The following is a 17,453-nucleotide window of genomic DNA, read 5'->3' on the forward strand; positions in this document are numbered from 1 at the left end:
CGCATCCGGTCAGTTCCGAAACCCGCGTGGCGGGAACCAGCGGTGTACCCCCCTCAAGCAGGGTGACGACCGGGGTGTTCGCCGTGACGGGAAGGCGATCGCGATATTCCTCGACGATTCCTCGCCACGCCCGTGCCATGCTCATGACAGGGCCCTTTCGAATGGTGGACTGGTTGGACGACCGGACGCCGTCGCCGCGCCCGGATGGGATGCTCCAGTGGGGCGACCACGCGTGAGCTCGTAGTCTGCCCCTGATTCTAGAGCCCTTCGGAACGCGGCACTTCCGCGGCATCTGCCCCTTGGGGCTGCTGCGGCGGCCGCCGCGGGAGGCGAGGGACGGGTCCGGGCGCTGCTCATCGTTCGTTGTCGAAGGTTTCGACCCGCATCACGCTGGCGACCGCGCGGACGTCCTCGTGGTTGCGCAGTTGCTCCACGGTCCGGGCCAGGGCGGCATCCGGCGCGGTGTGGCTGACCAGGACGAGCTGGGCGTCGTCCCCGCGGCCTTCCTGGCGGACGTGCTTGATCGACACGCCGTTGGCCGCGAAGACTTTGGCGACCCCGGCGAGCACGCCGGGCCGGTCGGCAACGTCCAGCGCCACGTGGTAGCTGGTGATGGTCTCCCCCATGGGGTGGACGGGCAGTTTCGCGTCGGCCCGGCCGTCGGCCACGAAAGTGCGGGCCAGGCGGTTCCGTGCCACCGCGACCAGGTCGCCGAGGACTGCGCTGGCGGTGGGGACGCCTCCCGCGCCCGCGCCGTAGAACATGAGCTGCCCGGCGGACTCGGCTTCCACGAACACCGCGTTGTAGGCGCCTTTGACGCTGGCGAGCGGGTGTTCGCGGGGCAGCATCACCGGGTGGACGCGCACGCCGATGCTGGAGCCGTCGTCGGAGCGCTGGCAGATCGCGAGGAGTTTCACCACGCAGCCCATGGCCTTGGCGCTGGCGATGTCGGCCGCGGAGACCTCGGTGATGCCTTCGCGGTGCACATCGGCAGCGGTCACCGGTGTGTGGAAGGCGAGCCGGGCCAGGATCGCGGCTTTAGCGGCGGCGTCGAAGCCCTCCACGTCGGCGGTCGGGTCGGCTTCGGCGTATCCCAGGGCCTGGGCTTCCTCCAGTGACTCGGTGAAGCCGGCGCCCAGGCTGTCCATCCGGTCCAGGATGTAGTTGGTGGTGCCGTTGACGATGCCCAAGACCCGGTTGACGCGGTCCCCGGCCAGGGAGTCACGCAGCGGCCGCAGCAGCGGGATGGCCCCGGCGACGCTGGCCTCGTAGTACACGTCAACTCCCGCTTCCCGGGCAGCGGCGTGGATGGTCGCGCCGTCCTCGGCGAGCAGCGCCTTGTTGGCGGTCACCACAGACTTGCCCTTCTGGATCGCGGCCAGGATGAGCGACCGGGCGGGCTCGATGCCGCCGATGACCTCCACCACGAGGTCGATGTCGTCTCTGGTCACAAGACCCATGGCGTCGGTGGTGAGGAGGTCGGGGTCCACGCCCGTCCCCCGGGCGCGGTCCAGGCGGCGCACCGCGATGCCTCCGATCTCCAGGGGCGTTCCGATGCGCTCCGCAAGTTCACGCGACTGCTCGTTGAGCAGCCGGACCACCTGAGAACCCACAACGCCGCAACCCAGCAGCGCCACCTTCAGTGCCATGAGGGGGTGACTCCCGTTTCGTCGTTCATTGTCCGTATCCAGAACCTCGTCGTGGTGGCCAGAGCGTCGTCGGCCACTGCTCAGCCTACGTCCAGCCGCAACAGGTCTTCTTCGGTTTCCCGTCGCACCAGGACGCGGGCGTTCTTCTCGCGGACCGCGACCACGGCAGGCCGGGGCACGTGGTTGTAGTTGCTGGCCATGGAGTAGCAGTAGGCGCCGGTGGCGGCCACTGCTACCAGGTCGCCGGGACGCAGGTCGGCAGGGAGGTAGAGGTCGCGCACGACGATGTCGCCGCTCTCGCAGTGCTTGCCGACCAGGCGGGACAGCATCGGCTCGGCGTCGCTGTGCCGCGAGGCCAGCACACAGGTGTACTCCGCACCGTACAGCGCGGTGCGGATGTTGTCGCTCATACCGCCGTCGACACTGACATAGGTGCGGATCCCCTCCACGTCCTTGACCGTGCCGACCTCGTAGAGGGTGATGCCCGCCGGTCCGGCGATGGCGCGGCCGGGTTCGACCGCGATCCGCGGCACCGGCAGGTTCTGGGCGGCGCATTCGTGTTCGACGATCGACCGCAGGCTGTCCGCGATGCTCTTGGGGTCCAGCGGGTCGTCGTCGGGGAGGTAAGCGATCCCCAGCCCGCCCCCGAGGTCGAGTTCGGGGAGGGAGATCCCGTGTTCAGCGTAGATCTGGGTGAGGAAGGTGCTGAGACGGCGCGCGGCGACTTCGAAGCCTGCGGTGTCGAAGATCTGCGATCCGATGTGGGAGTGGAGCCCGACGAGGCGCAGGTGCGGGGAGGTGAGCAGGCGGCGCACCGCCTCGGCAGCCGCCCCGTTGCTGAGGGACAGCCCGAACTTCTGGTCGTCGTGGGCGGTGGCGACGAACTCGTGGGTGTGTGCCTCCACGCCGGTGGTGACACGGATCAGCACTTCGGGGACACGGCCTCGCTCCGCGGCGATCCGCTCCAGCCGGTCGATCTCGTCGAAGGAGTCGATGATGATCCGTCCGACGCCGACTTCGACGGCCCGGGCCAGTTCGGCCGCGGACTTGTTGTTGCCGTGCATGCCGATCCGCTCGGGCGGGAACCCCGCGGCCAGGGCGACAGCGAGCTCGCCGCCGGTGCACACGTCGAGTTTGAGCCCTTCCTCGGCCACCCAGCGGGCCACCGCCTTGGTGAGCAGGGCCTTGCCCGCGTAGTAGACGTCGGCGTCCTCGAAGGCGAGACGGTAGTCGCGGGCGCGGGCCCGGAAGTCTGCTTCGTCGATGACGTAGAGCGGGGTGCCGAATTTCCGGGCGAGTTCGGTGACGCCGACACCGCCGATGGTGATCTCGCCGTCGACTCGGGTGGCTGTGCTCGGCCAGACGCGGGGGTGGAGCTCGAGGAGGTCCGCCGGAGGGCTGGGTGGGTGTTCCTCAGGCAGCACGTCCGCGTGGCGCGGTCCGGCGGGATGGGCGTAACGGCTCATGGATAAGACTCTCGGCTGGGTTGTGCTAGGGGCGGAGATGTGGTCGCGCGCCGGCCCGTACTGATCGCGGCGCGGTTGACGAGCGTCTACAGCCTTGTGGGCGCGGACACACCGATGAGGAGGAGTCCCGCGCGTAGGACACCGGCGGCGGCTGCACAGAGGTCGAGCCGGGCTGCCACGGTTGTGGTGTGGGTGTCGGCCGTGCCCTCGTGTCCGGGCAGGACACTGTGGGACTCCCACCACTCATGGTAGGCAGCGGCAAGGGACTCAAGGTAACGCACCAGGATATGAGGTTGGTGACGCCGGGCTGCAGCGCGGAGCGCAGCCGGGCCGTCGAAAAGCGTACCGAGGAGGGCCTCGGCTGCGGGAGTGGTGAGGGCCGCTACTTCGTCGGCGGTGTGGCGGCGGCGGGTGCCGAGCCGCCGCAGCCCGAGCTGGGCCGCCCAGTGGTGGACCGCGGTGTGCGCGTGGGCGTGGGCGTAGCGCAGAGCGAAAGCCGGGTTGGCGGCGGTGGCGCGGGCCCAGGCGCCCGGCGCGTGCGGGCTGGGGCGCGCGGGCAGGTCGGGGCCGGTGGTTTCCTGCGGCCGCACCTGGTCGGCGGCGCTCCGGCAGGCGGCGACGCGGGCGGCAGCCTCTCCGATCACCGTGAGCAGTTGGGCGGCCTCGGTTGCGGTGTTGTCCTGGGGCACGTCGCGCCAGTCCGCTGGGGGTTGCCGGGTGAGGGCGGCCGCGGCAGCGGGCGCGGTCGCGGGGTCGGCGGCCGCAGCGATCCGGCGGCGCGCATCAGCACGGGCCCAGTCCCGTAGCTGTCCGGAGTCGCGGGCGTGGGCCAGGTCGGAGAGGGCCCAGCCGTCGGGGGGCGGCCCGGGTTGGTGTGCCACGCCCGGGACGGCCAGGTCGAGCAGAAAGGCCGCGGGCGCGTCGGCGACGAGTTGAGCGAGCGCGGCCCGCATGCTCGGCACGGGGGTGACGGCAACGAATCCGGGTCCGGTGACCTGGACGTCGGTGAGGTGCGGCTGGTTGCGGAGCACCGCGGTGATGTCGGCTGCCAGGTCGCGGGCAGCCCGGCCGAGGCGTCCGGCGAGCCGCGACGGCAGGGGGGAGAGGTACTGTCCGGGCTGGTCGGTCGACCGTCGGAGGGGGGCGTCGGGAAGGTGGGCCGCGGGGATTCCCGTGGCTTCTGTACAGGCGTGGCGGATGAGGTCGCTGAGATAGCGGGGGGTCGCCGCAGCGAACGACAGTGCTGTCATGGCCATGTGGGCTCCGGTGCAGGGCCGGATGTGTGGGGTGCCGGGCAGGACGGCGAAGGTGTCTCTGCCACGGTCCGCTTCTGGCATGCGTGGTGTGATGAGTGCCACTACACGGTGGCGGACCGGGAGGTCTGCGCCTGGTTCGGCAGCCTAGTGCCCCGGGAGGACGGGCAGCTGGATTGGGTGTTGCAGTGTCCTCGGAACCGCGGTGGTCCGGTGTCTTTGCTCTGGTGTGACCTGTGGCTCTGTCCCGCTTCTCGCTTTGCGGTGCGGCTCGCGGGGCGCGCCGAGCGGTGCCCGGTGTGGGGGTTGTGGGCGTGACCGCAGCGCTCGGGGGTGGCTGCGGGCGGCAACAATGATCGTGCAACCTACTCAGCGGCCCTGCTACAGTTGAGGAAGCAGAGCGCCCCCTTAGCTCAGGGGATAGAGCAACGGCCTCCGGAGCCGTGTGCGCAGGTTCGAATCCTGCAGGGGGCACCCAGAAGACAGCAAACCCCGGCGGCTTTCAGTCCCGGGGTTGTGTTGTTGACAGGCTTTTCGGTGCTGTTTCGGGCTTACTTGCGAGCGTACCGCCGCGTCTTTTTCCGCTCTCTGCGCGGACTCTTCTTCGTGGGACAGCCATAAGGTGCGTGCGGTGCCCCGCGGGCCGTTCCCCTGCCGAGTGGGCCAGCACACATGTCACCAGGGTGCTCCCGGTGTCTTCGGGCAGCGAGGCGAGGCTGTCTGCCTGCGCAGGCGGCGGGCACGGCCTGTTCTTCGCCTTCTCTCCTCCCCTTTGTCTCAGACAGGTGATCCGCCCGCCGCATCCGCACGGGTGCGGCGGGCGGATTTTTCTTTGCCGGGGCTCACCGCGGCCCGGGCTACAGCGGCACCCCGTCCCACAGGGCGCGGGTGGCGGGGTACGGGTCCGTGACCATCTCCGAGACGGGGTGGTCGAAGCGCATGACCGACCGGGTTTCGGGGTTCCATGCGGGCCAGCCCGGGTCGCCGGAGGTAGCGAAACGCACCCAGGCGTTGTGGACGGTCTCGGCGAGCTCTTCCGGGGGGTTGGTGCCGACGAGGGAGGCGGCCCGGTCCAGGGTGCGGAACACGAAGGGGAGCTCGACCGCGTGGCAGGCACCCAGGATTCCGTCGAGCTGCGGAGTGCGCCAGGCGAATTCGTAGCCGAAGGTGCGGGCGGGCGCGTCGACGCGGGATTCGGCGATGCGGAGGGCGGGGATGCGGAACACCTGGTCGGTGATGATCGAGGCGAGGATGTCGCCGGGTTCTTCGCCGCGTCCTTCCGCGGTGTAGGCCTTGGCGGCGTCCGCGTCCAGCCCGGACTTGGCGAGGTGGGTGGTCACGTAGTCGCCGGTGATGAAGGGCAGCAGCCCGGTGGGGGCGAGGAACAGCCGGTATTCGTCGGTGGTGGTGCCGAACAGCAGGTCGACGTCGTGTCCGGCGCCGCCGGCGATGGCCTCCGCGGGGCGCTGGGAGAGGAGTTCTCCGTCGATGACGGGGGCGAAGGGCAACAGGACACTGCCGCCGGCGATCCGTTCCCCCCACACTGCAGGGTCGGGGGCTCCCTGGATTTCTTGGGCGACCTGTTGTTGGACGTCGAGGAGCTGGGCGACGGGGACGTGGGCGAGGGCTGCCGCGGTGGGTTCGACCCCCAGCCGGTGGGCGATCACTGCGGCGATGGTGGTGGCGTCTTCGGCTGCCACTGCCATGTTGCCTGCGCCTGACTGGAGGATGGCACGGCGGAACAGGCCGCGGGCTCGCGGGGTGGCCATGAGGGTGCACACGCTCATGGCGCCCGCGGATTCCCCGAACACGGTGACATTGCCGGGGTCGCCGCCGAAGCGGGCGATGTTGTCGCGCACCCATTCCAGGGCAGCGATCTGGTCAAGCAGGCCCCGGTTGGAAGGAGCGTCAGGCAGGTCGGCGAAGCCGATGATGCCGAGCCGGTAGTTGAAGCTCACAAAGACGACGCCGTCGCGGGCGAAAGCGGCGCCGTCGTAGACGGGTTCTGAGCCGGAGCCGTTGGTGAACGCCCCGCCGTGGATCCACACCATGACCGGCAGGCCGACGGCGTTGGGGTCCGGGGTCCACACGTTGAGCGTGAGGTAGTCGTCCCCCGGGATGAACCGTTCGATGAGCAGCGCGCCGATGGCTTCGGGGTAGGGCGGGCGGGGCGCGGTGGCGCTGAATTCGGTGGCGTCCCGTACCCCGTCCCAGGGGCGGGGCGGGCGGGGTGCGGTAAAGCGGTGGGCGCCGACAGGCGGCTCAGCGTAGGGAATTCCGCGGAAGACCGCGATCCCGTTCTCTTTGCTTCCTCGCACGTCGCCCGAGCCGGTTCTGATCACGATCTCCACGCATTTACCCCTTTCTTTACCGACTAGTCGGTTTCTTCCTAGTAATGCGGGATGAGTGATGTCAAGGGGCACACGTGAAGATTTCTCATTCGCCACCCATTTTCCGTTTTTAGGCAGCGTGTCAGGCTACTTGCGTCGCCCTCACCGCCCAGCCGCACAAACACAGCCACCTGGCCGAATTACCGCAAACCGATTCCGACCGTCCGCGGAATCGTCCGTTTGCGCACCGCATTACCGGCGCGTCGGCACCGCCGCGCGCCTCACCGCTGCTTGTCCATCCCCCACGCCGCTACCGCTGCGTCACCGTCGCGACCTTCCGCCCGCGGGCCGTCCCGTCCCACTGATCCGGCCCTCGGAAAGCTCATTCCCAACCAAAACCACCCAAACGGCGTAAGTGGGGCGCCGACCCGCGGCGCCCCCGCCACGGACTGTGAAAGAGGGGCTCATGCGAATCAGGCAGGCCAGCCGCCGCGGTGTTGGAGCGAACAACGAAGACCGGCTCGGCAGCGGAGCTGACTGGGCGTTCGTCTTGGACGGAGCCACCGCCCCCGCCGGAGTGGACAGCGGCTGCATCCACGATGTGTGCTGGCTCGTCGACCGGCTAGCGGAAGCGCTCAGCGTCACCCTCAACACCCCGATGCCGCTGACCGACGCGCTCGCCGTCGCAATCGAACGGGTCTGCTATGCCCACGACGGCCAGTGCGACCTGAACAACCCAGACAGCCCGTCGGCGACCGTGGCCCTGGCTCGGCGCTGCGACGACGGCTTCGACTACCTGGTGCTGGCGGACACCGCGGTGGTATTCGCCCAGGGCGACGGAACAGTCCAGGCAGTCAGCGACGACCGGGTAGACCGCCTGCCGGGAGGCCGCCCCTACAGCAGGCAGCTCGTCCGGGAATCCCGCAACGCCCCCGGAGGGTTCTGGGTCGCCAGCACGGTCCCCGAAGCCGCCTATGAGGCGCTGACCGGGACCGTGCACGGCAACGAGTTCGCGCTGATGTCCGACGGCTGCTCTCGCCTAGTGGACTACTACGGGTATAGCTGGGCAGACGTCTGGAACCACCTCCGGGCCTACGGCCCGCACTCCCTGGTCGACTGGGTGCGTCGCGAGGAACGCCGCCACGGTGTGAAACTCGGCAAACTCCACGACGACGCCACCGTGCTGCACGCGGTCTTCGCCCCCGACCAGGCCCGCAGGCTGGCCCGAGCCTCCCATTGACTGCCCTACCCGGGGCGGGGCACCGGTGTGTCAGTCCTGCTGCAGGACTGACACACCGGTCGTCCAGATCGTTTCGGCCCCGTGCGGCACGGGACGTCGATCACGGATGGGGAGGGAGGACTGCAGTCGGACTCCGGCGGTCCGCAGCACGGGAATACGGCTGGTCGCACCATGAGGCTGGGGATGGCCACGGCGCTAGGGACCGTCAGCCGAAGCACTTTCCAAGGTCTCGCTCTTCTCCTCGTCCCGACTGATGGCCTAGTTCGGGCGGTGCTGAGCGGTACGAACCGGACGGGGAAAGTCGCTGCGGGCTCAGGCTGCGCAGAGCTCCATTGCCACTTTGAACGCCACGGTGTCCGCGCGTCCACGGTTCGCCAGTGCGGTAGCGAAGATGGGGGCGAAGGCGACACACCACCGGAACAACCGCTGGTGGGGAACGCCGATACCAGCGGCGAGGACCATGCAGCGTTCCTCGATCTCGGCGAGGGACTCGGTCTGCCACACCGCCCAATCGATCGCGTCATAAGCGGGGTCCCCCAGGCAGCCGCGGGGGTCGATGGCGACCAGTCCGCGTCTCACTCCCCCGTCGAGAATGTTGCCCGGGTGGAGCTCCCCGTGGAGCGGCACCGCGTTCTCCTCCTCCCACGCCAGGGTGCGGGCCAGCGCGTGGCCGTGGTGCATGAACGGGGCGGGGACGAGGTCGGCGGCCGGGCCCTCGACCCGAGCGCGCTCCCACAGGTCGAACAGGAAGTTGACTCGGCTGATCAGCGGGTGCAGTTCCTGTCGTTGGGCGTCGCTGAGCGGAATGGAGTGCAGCTCGGTGATGAGGGAGCTGATCTGTTCCATCGGGGGGACCGTGCCGAGCTCGGCAATAGTGAACCCCGGTTCGATCGCTTCCAAGAGGATTCCGCCGCGTTCCGTGTCCACCGCATAGACCTTCGGCACCCGGTCGGTGGACGCCCACAAGGCAAGGACGCGCCCCTCGGCACCGATCAGCGCTGGATCAGGGCTGATCTTGAGGATCGCTGGGGTCCCGTCGGCGCGGCGGCACCGGAAGACGACCGATGTCTGTCCGTGCGGTCCGCGTCCTTCCACCGTGCAGCCCCACTCGTCCATGAGCTCGGTGACAAGGCGGGGAAGCCCGTCCAGCCAGTGCAGCGCCCCGGCCCCGAAACGTCGCACCAAGCGCTCTTGTTGTTTGTCATCGATGGGCTGCGTAACGACATTATTCATGGGAACCACCCTCAGAAGATCGGTTTCCTCTATCCGTGCTTCCCCCTTACGCCCCTGTCACTCCTCTTTCCTCTGTATTCTGCGGCGCACTGCGTCCGCATGCCGGGAGGGGCGTGTGTTTCTGATCGGTTCCGCGGGGAAAAGCAGTCCCCGGTCAGTGGACTCGGGGCCGGATCGGGTAACCGGTTGTTTTCTCTACGCAAGGAGAACGTCGAGGCGACGGCTTCCCAAACAGAGAGCCACCGCGTCGATACTGAACTGTCAAGGATTTGTCGGCTGGCTTCATCCCGGGTATTAGCGGCGCTTGGCAGCCGAATCCGCGGCGCTCTCTCACCGAATCGGGGTATTCCGCCTCGGCTCTCCGTTCCATAGCGCCCCAGAGGGCTCGCGGATCGCCGTGTCCCGCCGCCGGTTGCGGAGCTTGGATACCGTCTCACTCCTCCGCGCTGCCGCGGGATTTTCCTTTCTTTGCGGCGCCGCCCAGCCGCGGCCCGGATTCTTTCGGCGTATTCACAGCGGGAAGGAGCACCCGTCTTACGACGTGTTTCGCCAGCCGCGGCCCGTGCGGGGCCGGGAGATGCAGATATGCGGATCAGCCCTCTGACTCTTCCTGCTCGGACGGTCCTGGCCGACGCCGGTGCGGTCGGCCAGGACCGTGCTGGATGGAGACTTCCGGTTCGTGGAGTTCCCCTCCAGGCTTTCCGTTCTGCTCGTCACGCTGCCAGCCGTGCGGTGGCGGCCCGGTGCTGGGCCAGCAGTGTTTCGACCACGACGGGTGAAGGGCCGAGCGGGGCGGTGACAGTGGTGGCACCGCTGTCCTGGAGTTCGGCCAGCTCTGCCCCGTCCACGAGCTGCCAGGCGGCCACAGCCACCCTCTCGTGCCCGTTGCGGCGCAGGCGAGCCACCGCGTCGGTCACGGAAGGAGCCCATTCCCGCAGGTAGCCGATCTGAACCGGGGTCTGCAGCCGACGGCTCAGCATTCGCGCCACGTCGAGGACCTGGCGGTGCTCCGTGTCGTTGGACAGCTCCAATCCGCCGTCCACAGCGAGGACGATGCCGTCCCCGGGACGCCAGTCGGCGGCGTGGAGCCGAGCGATGAGCTGCCCGACGATCGAGGGCACCGCTCCCAGCGGGGCCGTCATGCAGGCGTCGAAGCGGCCACCCAGGTCGAGCCCGGCCAGCAGTTCAGTGCTCGCGGTATCGCTGCCCGCGAGGAACGCCGGGACGACTACGAGCGGTCCCGCCGTGGACTGCACGATGTCGCGGAGTTCAGCTCGGGTGCCGAACGCCGTGCATACCGGGACCTCTCGGCGGTCGGACACCGCTTCGGCCAGGCCATGCAGGGCGTCTCGGCGCCGGGCGTCACGTGTTCCGTCCGCCACGAGAACCATAGTCGGGACCATAACCACTGCCTCCAAAAGACCCGAGAACCCTGCCTGTTAACCCCGGAGCCTAATAAGCACGGGTTTCACACGAATGAATCTGTGTTACACGTGAGCTAACAGCGCCCAATAGTCGCCCACCCGACCGAAGTCAGAACAAAGACCAAGCTGGTTGACTCCGGGAGGAACACTGGAGGATTACCCCTCCGTGGACCACTACCGGTAGCCACGCACTACAGAGGATAATCGAAGGGAATTTTCTTCTCCATATCACAACAATGTTGCGCCTATCACTTAGGATGTCGCTCTGCAGCGCATGGGCGGTGCGGACCCGCGGAGTTCTCGGGGTAGCGGATTCCGGTCAAGAGTCAGCCTTCCAGGAGATTCATTGGGGGGCGTCCGGTCCATTCGGAGGGCGCGGTGTTCAAGAAATACCCAGTTCCGAACCCGCCTTAACATAATTTCCCAAGCGGCTTCTCCCCGCCAGCAGAGCAGAATGAGAAAATTGAAAAGAACGTGTTCTAACAGGCGAATTGCGGACCGGTTCGCCGCCTGTCTGGATCGCCATGGAGGTGGCGGTGCCGCAAGGAAGCACATTCCCCAGCGCTGACGAGGAACTCATCCGTACCGATCCCCGGCTCCCCGGGCTCCGCTCGCTCCTCACCGGGGACGCGGCCGCAGCACTCCTCGACACACTGCTCCCCGAAAGCCAGGAACGACCGTCCCGCATCACCGTGGTGCGCGGCCGCTACCGCCGCGGCACCAGCTTTACCGCCACCCTGGTCCTGCACTCTGCAGACGGCCCGCAGTACGCCTTTGCCCGGGCTTTCCCCCCGGACGCCGCGGCCGAGCTCGCCGCGGAGCTCGACTATGCCCGCCGGTGGCATCCCCCCGCTGCGCGGAGTGCTGGTCTGCGCGCCCTCGCCGCCCCAAGGCTGCATGGACTCTGTTCCAGCCCCGACCTCGGCATCGTGCTGGGACCGCCCGCGGACGACCGTGCCCTGCCCGCCCTGCGGTGGCTCGTCGACGAACCGCACCGCTCGACCAGGCTTGCTGAACTGTCGCCGCGCACTCGCTCCTACCTGGCCGGACACCACTGGACCGGGCAGACCAGCGACGCTTCAGGCGCTCCACGACTCGTGCTCCATGCCCGCTCCGCTGGGGTGAACGCGGCCTGCTACCTCGGCCCGGCGCTTGCCGGAATCCCCGTGCCCGGGCTGGTCAAAGTGAGCCGGTACGGGCTGGTGGTCACCGAGTGGCTCCCCGGAACACCCGTGAACCGCCTTGCAGCATCGGCTCAGGAAGAGGCCCTGGCCCAGGCTGGTCGGCTGCTTGCCCGCCTGCATGCGGCGCCGCCACCGCGGGAACTCCCCCGCCGCGATCTGGACACCGCACTGTCCTGCGCGGCTGCAGACCTCTCCGCGCTCCTCCCCCGCCTGGCGTCCCGCGCCGCGGCCGTGGCGCAGGACGTCAGCGCCACCCTCGCCCGTACCGAGACGCCTTCGGTGTTCGTCCACGGCCGTCTGGCACCGACGCGCATCATCGTGGGCGAGCACGGTCCGGCGTTCGTGGACTTGACGGAGGCGCACCGCGGCCATCCCGCCGTCGACCTGGCCTGGTATGCCGCATCCTGTGCTGCAGCCCAGCCGCGCCCTGGCCGCCCGGTCATCCCGCCCGAACCGCTCCTAGCGGGCTACCTGGACGCGCTTCCCCCGCCGCTGGCCGCGCACGTCCACCGCGACCTGGGTGCCGTGACGGCTGCCGCGCTCCTGCACCAGGCGACCGTTCCGTTCCGCCGCGGTGCCCCCGACTGGGGCATCCGCGCGGCCGCGCTTCTCGCCGCTGCCGAAGCCGCGCTGGCGGAGCAGTGACCCGCGCGGGGCGCCGCACCGCCACCGCCGTTTGCCGAAGTGCTCTGCGGGGCATGCCGTATCAGCCGGTCTCGGATGCCGGACCACGGCCTCCCATGCGACTATGGACCTGTCCGATACACCGGAGGGCGCGGCTGCCCCGCGCACTGTGCGCTCGAGGCCGTCCCAGGGCCGCCCCGGCAGCGGCCTCCCGGCGTGTCGGCATGGCAGGACGAACCTCCACCGGGGCGGTCGCAAGCCGCGGTGGACACTCCCGCCCTTGAAGCACGAATATCGACCCTTAAACCGGGAAATGCAGGCTTTCGATACCGTCTGCGTCCCGGACGGGCGGGCGCCGCGGATACCCCCCGCCGGAGTGTGCGCACTCCGTCCGGTGTCACGGCCCGACCGGAACAACTGGACTGGAGTAGTGACTGATGGCTGTCCACCCGCTGGTACGAACCGTGGCTGAGGCGTTCCTGCGGGACGTCGACAATGAGCTCCCAGGTCTCGTGGAAGGCCTCTACCTGACCGGATCCGTGGCGTTGGGAGACTTCCGTCCACACACCAGCGACATCAACTTTGTCGTGGTCACTACAGAGCGGCTCACTGCCGCCCAGCACGACGCGCTCCGGCGGACGCATGCCCGGATCCGCAGCAGTTTTCCCCGTCCCCACTTCAACGGCATCTATGTCACCTGGGAGGACCTCGCTACCAACCCGCAGCAGTGCGGCCCGGTGGCTTCCGTCCTCGCCGGACGGCTGCGGTTGCGCGCCAGCGCCGAGGTCAACCCGGTCACCTGGCGGGTACTGGCCGAGCGTGGGATTGCCGTCCGCGGCCCGCACCCGGACCACGTGGACATCTGGGACGAACCGACCATGCTGCGGACGTGGTCATTCGGCAACCTCGAAGAGCAGTGGCGACGGTGGCGTGCCAAAGCAGGCCGCCTCATCACCCCGCGCGGCCTGGCAGTGCTGGGTTCCCTAGTGCCCTCGTGGAGTGTGCTCAGCGTCAGCCGCCTCCACTTCACCCTGCGCACCGGGGAAGTCACCTCCAAGTCGGGGGCGGGTTTCTACGCCCTGCACGCCTTCCCGGAGCGCTGGGAGCGCATCGTCAACGAGTGCCTGCGGATCCGCCGCAACTCCACGCTGCCGTCGCTCTACCGGAGCGCGTTGGAGCGGCGCCGGGCAGCGCTCGACTACATCGAAATGGTGGTGGACGACGCGCTCTCGCTGCAGCCGGCCTGAGCCCGCGTCAGAGCGGTTCCCTCTTCTCTGCGCCTCCCTGGAAGGTCAAAAGCCCTGCGGGCAAGGCTCTACTCTGGGGGCATGACCAAGCGCCCCATCGTCCTCTTCGGGGACCCGGTGCTGTCGACACCCGCCGCCCCGATCACCACGTTCAACCGGCACACTGAGGCTCTGATCCGCGACCTGATGGACACGGTGGACGCCCCTGGCCGGGCCGGGGTCGCCGCCCCCCAGATCGGGGTGGGGCTGCGGGCGTTCAGCTACCGCGTGGACGGCCAGATCGGCTATGTCATCAACCCGGAGATCGTGGAGCTGTCCGAGGAGATCCAGGAGGACGGCAATGAAGGCTGCCTGTCCGTGCCCGGACTGTGGTATCCGACCCCGCGGGCCCGTCGGGCCGTCGTCAAAGGAGTGGACCTCCGCAACGAGCCGGTGGTCGTGGCAGGCACCGGGGTGATGGCGCGCTGCCTGCAGCATGAGACTGATCACTTGGCGGGGAAGCTCTACCTGGACCGGCTGCCTCCCGAGACGCGCCGTGCCGCTATGCGGGAGATCCGCCGTTCCCCGTGGTTCCTGGGCGCTCGGGAGACGCCGCCGTCCACCCCCTCCCTTCCGTCTGCTTTTGGCGGAAAGTTCTGATCTGTACCTCTCTTCCGATTAACGAGCGGTATCGACTAGTCAGATCACGAGAAGATCTCATAAGGTCTGCTCCAGCACCACGTGGCCCGGGTGACCCCCGCCTCACTTCTGTGGTACGGCCACAGGTCCCTCCCATGGAGCTAGTCAAGTGAGCAAATCCGTCGATCCTTCCACTGTGTCCATCCGCCGCCGCAGCGCTGTCCTCCTCTCCTCCGCTGCGGCGCTCTTCCTAGCCTTGTCCTCCTCCACGGCCCACGCTGACCCCGACGAGCCGTCCCTGGAGGAGCTGAACGAGCGCATCGCGGCGCTGGAGGAGGAGTACGACGCTGAGCTCGTCCAGTACACCAGCGCCAAGGAAGAGGTGGAGCGGGCCACCGAGGAGCTCGAAGAGATCGAAGAGAAGCTGGAGGCCGCGCGCGACGATGTGGCGCTGATCGCGGCCAGCCAGTACAAGAGCAGCGGGTTCGACCCCGTCATCGAGGTCATGGTGAGCCGCTCCCCCGACGAGGTGCTCTCCGACGTGGCTCTGATCACCCAGGTCTCCCATATCAACGGGGAGCGGGTGTCCCACCTGTCCGAGCTGAAGGAGGAGGCGGAGCAGGCCAAGGAGGAGGCCGAAGCGAAACTGGCAGAAGCCGAAGAGCTCGTTGAGGAGCTTGAAGCGCAACGCGACGAAGTGCTCGCCAAGATCGAGGAGTACGAGTCGGAACAGGTGCCGGTCACCACCGGAACCGGCAGCATTCCCGAGAGCGCCCGCGGCTGGGGCTTCGACGGTGCTACCCCGCGGATGGCGGCGATCCGAGACGAGATCATCCGGAAGTTCGGCGCCCCCTACCCGGTGGGGTGCCTGCGCCCCGGCGACCCCGGAGAGCACGGTTCGGGGCGTGCCTGCGACTTCATGATGAGCGCGGGGGGTGCGATGCCTTCTGCGGCCAACCGGGAGCTGGGCTGGCAGATCGCCGAATACGCCAAGGCCAACGCCGACCGGCTCGGGGTCATGTATGTGATCTGGGAGCAGAAGATCTGGGACTCCCGGAACCCGGGCGCCGGGTGGAAGCCGATGGCGGACCGGGGAAGCATCACCCAGAACCACTACGACCACGTGCACATCTCGTCGTGGTGACCGCGCTTTCCTCCGCGGCTCCGCCGCAGGGGTGTCCGCGGCCGCGGTTCACAGCGTGGCAGCCAGGTACAGGCTGAGCCAGGAGGCGAGGCGGTCGACGAGATCCGGTCGGACGGCCACGGCCCGTTCGGCATGCCCCATTCCCGGTTCAATCCACAGTTCCCTGGGGTCTTGTGCCGCCTCGTGGATCCGCCGAGCGTGCTCGACCGGAAAGTAGGGGTCGGCGTCGCCGTGGACGACGAGTAGTCCGGCGGGGGCTACGGCCCCGGCCAGTTCCGTCGGGTCCAGGGGGACCGGGTCCCATGGGCGGTCGAGGACCCTGACGTTGCGGGTCAGGCGGAGCAGAAGCCGGCCTGCCGGGCGGGTCACTCCGAAGGTGAGCAGCCGCATCCGCGTCGTGCCCTGGTAGAACCAGCGGCTGGGGCCGCTGACCGCCACCACGGCGTTGACGCCGCCGAAAAGGCCGGCGTGGCGGACCGCGACGGCCGCCCCCATGGAGAACCCCAGAGTCGCGATCTGGGTGTACCCCTGGGCGCGGAGATGGTCCACGGCGGTCTGCAGGTCGATGACCTCCCGGTCTCCGACAGTGGAGAATCCGGTGGAGGCGTGGTGGCCGCGGAAGTCGAAGAGCAGGACGTCCCCTACGGCCAGCAGGCGGGCGGCGATCGCTCTCGTGTGCGGGCTGCGCCATGTTCCCGTGAAACCGTTGGCGAGTACGACGGCGCTGGTCCGGGTGCGGGTGCCGCGGAGCAGCACCGAGTCGATTCGGACCCCGTCGGGGGTGGTGAGCCAGCGGCGTGCCTGCCGGGGGTGCTGGGCGTCGCGGTCGCGCACGGGATAGGTCATGGCTCCATCGTGCCGGAGGGGGCGGGGAAGGCGGGGGAAGGCACCGCGGTACGGCGTGCGGGTGTCAGAAGACCCGTCCCGGCTTGCTGCGGTCGCGGAGCGCAGCAAAACGCCACGTGTTGATCGGATGGGTGGCCAGCAGGTTCACCAGCATCACGAAGAATCCTTGGTCGGTGCGGGCCCGGTCGGCGATGGCGGCGAAGTCCACCCGGGGGTACAGGTATTTGCCTGCGGCTAGGACGCACAGACCGTGAACGCCTTCGGGGCAGAAACGGTAGGCGTGGTTGTCGGCGGTGTATTCCTGGGCCCGGCTCAGCGAGCTGCCGAGTCCGGGGATGAGGTTGGCGATGGAGATGCCGAACTGCCGCCAGAAGGAGGCGTGGCCTGCGGCGATGTGCCCGACTTCGTGTCCGATGACGAAGCGGAGTGCCGCGAGGTCCCCGTTGCGGACCCCGATTTCGAACAGGTCGCTGGTGATCGCCACATAGCGGCGGAACCCGTGCCCGGAGGCAAAGGCGTTGATCTGGCCGTGGCCGGCGACAAGGTAGGCGTCCGGGGGATGCGGCAGCCCGAAGGCGCGGGCGGCGTCGAGCACGATCTGGTGGATTTCCGGGAATTGGTGTTCGGTGATACGGACACCGTTGACGCGCTGCCGGGCGTACAACTGTCCGCGGGTGAAGAACACGAGGGCCGGGACGAGGAGCACCAGCAGCGGCTGGGTGCTGTGTTCGGTGATGGCCCGGTCAAAAGTGCCGATGACCGTGAGTGTGGTGACAGCCACACAGATCCACAGCAGACGGTTCTCCTGTGGATGGCGTAGCGACCGGTCCAGCCGTCGGCCCTCCCGGCCCCAGGGTGTCATGTGCGTCCGTCCGCTCTGCGGGGTCGCCCCCGATGGTCGACCAGGTGTGCGTGGTGGTGGCCTCGCTGGTCAGGAGGCGCACCACCCGGGGTCAGTAGCGGTACGGAGGTTCGTCTGAGTGGGGCGGGGTCTCCGGCGGGGGCGGGGCATCAACCGGCGGCCCCATGGGGGGCGGAGCGGCGAGCGGGGGACCGGAGGGCGGGCGGAAGGAAGGTGCGGGGCCGGTCTGGGGTCCCTGCGTGGGGCCTCGTGGGGGCGGGGGAGGATCGTTCAGGAGTTCCGCCATGTTGGCCCGTTGCGTGGTCTCCCCTTCATCGTCGGCGAGCAGCGCTT

At 68.8% G+C, this 17,453-nt stretch carries 13 protein-coding genes, 1 tRNA gene and 2 pseudogenes; 6 read left to right on the forward strand and 10 right to left on the reverse strand.

The annotated features are described in order from the left end of the window. From TF1_RS16195 to TF1_RS14875, 4 genes and pseudogenes are all read right to left on the reverse strand, one after another. Positions 1 to 145 (reverse strand): annotated as a pseudogene (locus TF1_RS16195) (threonine synthase); the annotation flags it as partial. Between the two features lie 208 nt (positions 146 to 353). After that, positions 354 to 1,649 carry a homoserine dehydrogenase gene (locus TF1_RS14865; RefSeq protein WP_011292847.1) on the reverse strand — a complete coding sequence of 432 codons (1,296 nt, stop codon included), beginning with the start codon at positions 1,647 to 1,649 and terminating at the stop codon, positions 354 to 356. 80 nt (positions 1,650 to 1,729) lie between these two features. Further along, on the reverse strand, positions 1,730 to 3,115 hold the full coding sequence (gene lysA / locus TF1_RS14870; protein ID WP_011292848.1) for a diaminopimelate decarboxylase: 1,386 nt from the start codon (positions 3,113 to 3,115) through the stop codon (positions 1,730 to 1,732). 86 nt (positions 3,116 to 3,201) lie between these two features. Continuing rightward, positions 3,202 to 4,452 carry a DALR anticodon-binding domain-containing protein gene (locus tag TF1_RS14875; protein WP_011292849.1) on the reverse strand — a complete coding sequence of 417 codons (1,251 nt, stop codon included), beginning with the start codon at positions 4,450 to 4,452 and terminating at the stop codon, positions 3,202 to 3,204. A 318-nt stretch (positions 4,453 to 4,770) separates the two neighbouring features. On the opposite strand from TF1_RS14875, the gene TF1_RS14880 reads away from it, so the two are divergent. Further along, positions 4,771 to 4,842 (forward strand) — tRNA-Arg (locus TF1_RS14880). Between the two features lie 383 nt (positions 4,843 to 5,225). Here the strand turns inward: TF1_RS14880 and TF1_RS14885 are convergent. Further along, positions 5,226 to 6,719, reverse strand: coding sequence for a carboxylesterase/lipase family protein (locus tag TF1_RS14885; RefSeq protein WP_011292850.1), 1,494 nt, complete (start codon positions 6,717 to 6,719; stop codon positions 5,226 to 5,228). Between the two features lie 445 nt (positions 6,720 to 7,164). On the opposite strand from TF1_RS14885, the gene TF1_RS14890 reads away from it, so the two are divergent. Then, the gene (locus TF1_RS14890; protein ID WP_061783995.1) at positions 7,165 to 7,938 is read left to right on the forward strand and encodes a PP2C family serine/threonine-protein phosphatase; all 774 of its coding nucleotides are present in this window, start codon (positions 7,165 to 7,167) and stop codon (positions 7,936 to 7,938) included. Positions 7,939 to 8,250: 312 nt separating this feature from the next. On the opposite strand, the gene TF1_RS14895 is transcribed toward TF1_RS14890, so the two are convergent. Beyond that, positions 8,251 to 9,171 (reverse strand): aminoglycoside phosphotransferase family protein, encoded by a 921-nt coding sequence (locus TF1_RS14895; protein ID WP_011292852.1) that lies wholly within the window; start codon positions 9,169 to 9,171, stop codon positions 8,251 to 8,253. Positions 9,172 to 9,884: 713 nt separating this feature from the next. Continuing rightward, the gene (locus tag TF1_RS14900; RefSeq protein ID WP_011292853.1) at positions 9,885 to 10,574 is read right to left on the reverse strand and encodes a sirohydrochlorin chelatase; all 690 of its coding nucleotides are present in this window, start codon (positions 10,572 to 10,574) and stop codon (positions 9,885 to 9,887) included. A gap of 557 nt (positions 10,575 to 11,131) precedes the next feature. Here TF1_RS14900 and TF1_RS14905 point away from each other — a divergent pair. The 4 genes from TF1_RS14905 (at position 11,132) to TF1_RS14920 (ending at position 15,412) form a co-directional block, all read left to right on the forward strand. Beyond that, positions 11,132 to 12,424, forward strand: a complete 1,293-nt coding sequence (locus TF1_RS14905; RefSeq protein ID WP_255266194.1) for an aminoglycoside phosphotransferase family protein — start codon at positions 11,132 to 11,134, stop codon at positions 12,422 to 12,424. A gap of 416 nt (positions 12,425 to 12,840) precedes the next feature. Further along, positions 12,841 to 13,650, forward strand: a complete 810-nt coding sequence (locus TF1_RS14910) for a nucleotidyltransferase domain-containing protein (protein WP_011292855.1) — start codon at positions 12,841 to 12,843, stop codon at positions 13,648 to 13,650. An 81-nt stretch (positions 13,651 to 13,731) separates the two neighbouring features. After that, positions 13,732 to 14,289, forward strand: coding sequence for a peptide deformylase (def, locus tag TF1_RS14915; RefSeq protein WP_011292856.1), 558 nt, complete (start codon positions 13,732 to 13,734; stop codon positions 14,287 to 14,289). A gap of 148 nt (positions 14,290 to 14,437) precedes the next feature. Further along, a complete protein-coding gene (locus TF1_RS14920) occupies positions 14,438 to 15,412 on the forward strand; it encodes a coiled-coil domain-containing protein (protein WP_011292857.1) in 975 nt (324 codons plus the stop codon). 48 nt (positions 15,413 to 15,460) lie between these two features. Here the strand turns inward: TF1_RS14920 and TF1_RS14925 are convergent, their stop codons facing one another. The 3 genes and pseudogenes from TF1_RS14925 to TF1_RS16405 form a co-directional block, all read right to left on the reverse strand. Beyond that, positions 15,461 to 16,258 carry an alpha/beta hydrolase gene (locus tag TF1_RS14925; protein ID WP_011292858.1) on the reverse strand — a complete coding sequence of 266 codons (798 nt, stop codon included), beginning with the start codon at positions 16,256 to 16,258 and terminating at the stop codon, positions 15,461 to 15,463. 64 nt (positions 16,259 to 16,322) lie between these two features. Continuing rightward, positions 16,323 to 17,120: a M48 family metallopeptidase gene (locus TF1_RS14930; protein WP_011292859.1), complete on the reverse strand. Its 798-nt coding sequence runs from the start codon at positions 17,118 to 17,120 to the stop codon at positions 16,323 to 16,325. 91 nt (positions 17,121 to 17,211) lie between these two features. After that, positions 17,212 to 17,453, reverse strand: a pseudogene (locus tag TF1_RS16405) (amidohydrolase); the annotation flags it as partial.

Source organism: Thermobifida fusca NBRC 14071 = JCM 3263 (assembly GCF_001592045.1).
GTDB lineage: Bacteria > Actinomycetota > Actinomycetes > Streptosporangiales > Streptosporangiaceae > Thermobifida > Thermobifida fusca.